This is a genomic window from Bacillus sp. M5A3_1b, assembly GCF_053345335.1.
In genome coordinates this window covers 1-2,424 of record NZ_JBKEZY010000031.1, presented here as the reverse complement: position 1 = coordinate 2,424, position 2,424 = coordinate 1, and the positions used below count along the sequence as shown (strand labels likewise).

The window sequence follows — 2,424 nt, the reverse complement described above, 5'->3', positions numbered from 1 at the left end:
ATGTTAACATCTTCGTTAGTTAATGTCAACTAAGTTTTTTATTTTGTGTGCCGCGTTCTGCGTTATTGCATCGGCGACTTGTTCTATATTACACCTCTAAGATACAACCGTCAATATGTTTTTATAAAAAAACTTCATTTTTTATAAATCCTATTTACGTTATTAAATTATGTATTTATATACCTCTTCTATAAGAATAGATAAGCAACCCATAAAATACTCTATGGGTTGCTATTCCTTCATAAAAACTATTGTTCTTTTGAAGGTATCGAACAACTCTCATCCGTACAAGACATATCGCTTCCACCCTCTGAAGAAAGCTCTTGTAACTTAGGTGCAGGATTCTCTTCTTCCCACACTTGTTGAAGTGCACCGACAAAAGTTTCGAGTGGTTGCGCACCTGAAATAGCATACTTTTGATTAATAATAAAATAAGGTACTCCTGAAATTTGATATTGCTGAGCAATCGCTTCATCAATTCTAACATCATTTGCATATGCACCTTTATCATTAATAACACGTAAAGCTTCTTGCTTATCTAAACCTGAAGCTTCAGCAATAGTAGCAAGCGTATCCACATCACTTAAATTTCTCGATTCAGTGAAATATGCAAAGAGTAGATTTTCCGTAATCTCTTTTTCTTTCCCTTGATCCTTTGCAAATTTAGCTAGACGATGCGCATCAAAAGTATTCGTCGGCTTCATCTCTTCAAAATTAAAATTTAAATCCATACTAGCTGCATGATTGCCTAGTTGTACATTATTACGCTTAGCTTCTTCAATACTAATCCCGTACTTTGATGCAAGTACTTCATTAATACTTGTTCCAGAATAGATTGGAGCATTTTGGTCTAATTCAAAACTTTTAAACTCCACTTCAACATCCTTCTTATGCGGAAATTGCTCTAAAGCCATTTCTAATCTACGTTTCCCAATATAACAAAATGGGCATACAAAATCTGACCATACTTCAATTTTCATAGAAACACCTCATTAACATGTAGTTTTCAATTATTGTAGCACTGGCAATAAGGAATTCAAAAATTTATGCTTCAAACCTTATATACTACAAACTAAAATAAGTTTTTAAATAGAAAAAACGATAATCAAAAGTATAAAAACATTTCCTTCTGATTATCGTATATACAAATCTAAAACAATCTAATTACACTGGAATGTATCTCCCCACGAACTTCCATACGGTATTCCAATATTTATTCGAATCTACCTTCTCGGCTTCTCCATGTCCAGCACCTGGAACAATTAATTTCTCTTTTTCTACTTTTGCAGCATTATATACTTCATCTAACATTTCATAAGGAACAAATGTATCAGCATCCCCATGAATAAATAGCATAGGTGTTTTACTTTTCGCCACTTGTTTTATAGCTGAAGCTTCTTCTAAATCATATCCAGCTCTTAATTTTGTAACTGTATTTGCCGCATTCATAACAGGAAACTTTGGCAAATGGAATAAATCTTTTAGTTGATACGTAAATTCATCCATAACAGTTGAGTATCCACAATCTTCAATAATAACTTTAACGTTAGAAGGTAATTCTTCACCTGAAGTCATCATTACAGTTGCTCCCCCCATTGAAACACCAAAGAGTGCTATTTCAGCATTAGGGTCTTTCTTTACAATTTGTTGAATCCAAATCAAAATATCTTTACGATCATGCCAGCCCATCCCTATATAATCACCTTCACTATTTCCATGCCCACGAAGGTCTGGCGCTATGACGTTATATCCTTGTTCATAAAAGTTCCGGGTATATTTCGTCATTTTCGATGCCCTACTATTATACCCATGAACTACAATTGCCCATTTATGGCTAGATTGTTCATTCATATATTCATAACCTGTTAATTTCAACTTATCGAAAGAATTTATGTTTCGTGTATTAGGTTTATGATTTGATACAAAGTTCGCATCCTTTTCTTCATTTGTAGCGAACACACCTCCCGATGCATTCACAGTTTCTACTAAGTGAGGATTATCCTCTAAAAACTCTTTCTCTTGTTTCGCATTCAACGCATAATTATAAAAATAATTCCCGACTAGCATATAAGTAATTGCTAGAAGGACTAAAACTACTATAGTAATTACACCTATCTTTTTCATATTATCTCCTTAAAAAAGTTTAAATCTTTCTATATTAAAGTACCTCGAAGAACAACTGTACTATTTTAACACACCGATAGATTGCTTCTACAAAAAATAGAATAGACAACCTTAAACTACACATCAAAAATGATGAAAGAAAATGAATATGAGGGGATCAAAAGAATACAGATTACTTACTTGAAGATGATAAGAAATTTAAAACACAAAAAAGACGAGTCATTCTGACTCGTCTTAAAGTTGCTTGGCGACGTCCTACTCTCACAGGGACAAGGTCCCAACTACCATCGGCGCTAGAGA

The 2,424-nt window shown here is 33.6% G+C and carries 2 protein-coding genes; both read right to left on the bottom strand.

The features are described from left to right. Positions 1 to 248: 248 nt before the first annotated feature. Positions 249 to 980, bottom strand: a complete 732-nt coding sequence (locus ACLBWW_RS28535; protein ID WP_048543054.1) for a DsbA family oxidoreductase — start codon at positions 978 to 980, stop codon at positions 249 to 251. Between the two features lie 184 nt (positions 981 to 1,164). Continuing rightward, positions 1,165 to 2,124, bottom strand: a complete 960-nt coding sequence (locus ACLBWW_RS28530) for an alpha/beta hydrolase (protein WP_447614403.1) — start codon at positions 2,122 to 2,124, stop codon at positions 1,165 to 1,167. Positions 2,125 to 2,424: the final 300 nt, after the last annotated feature.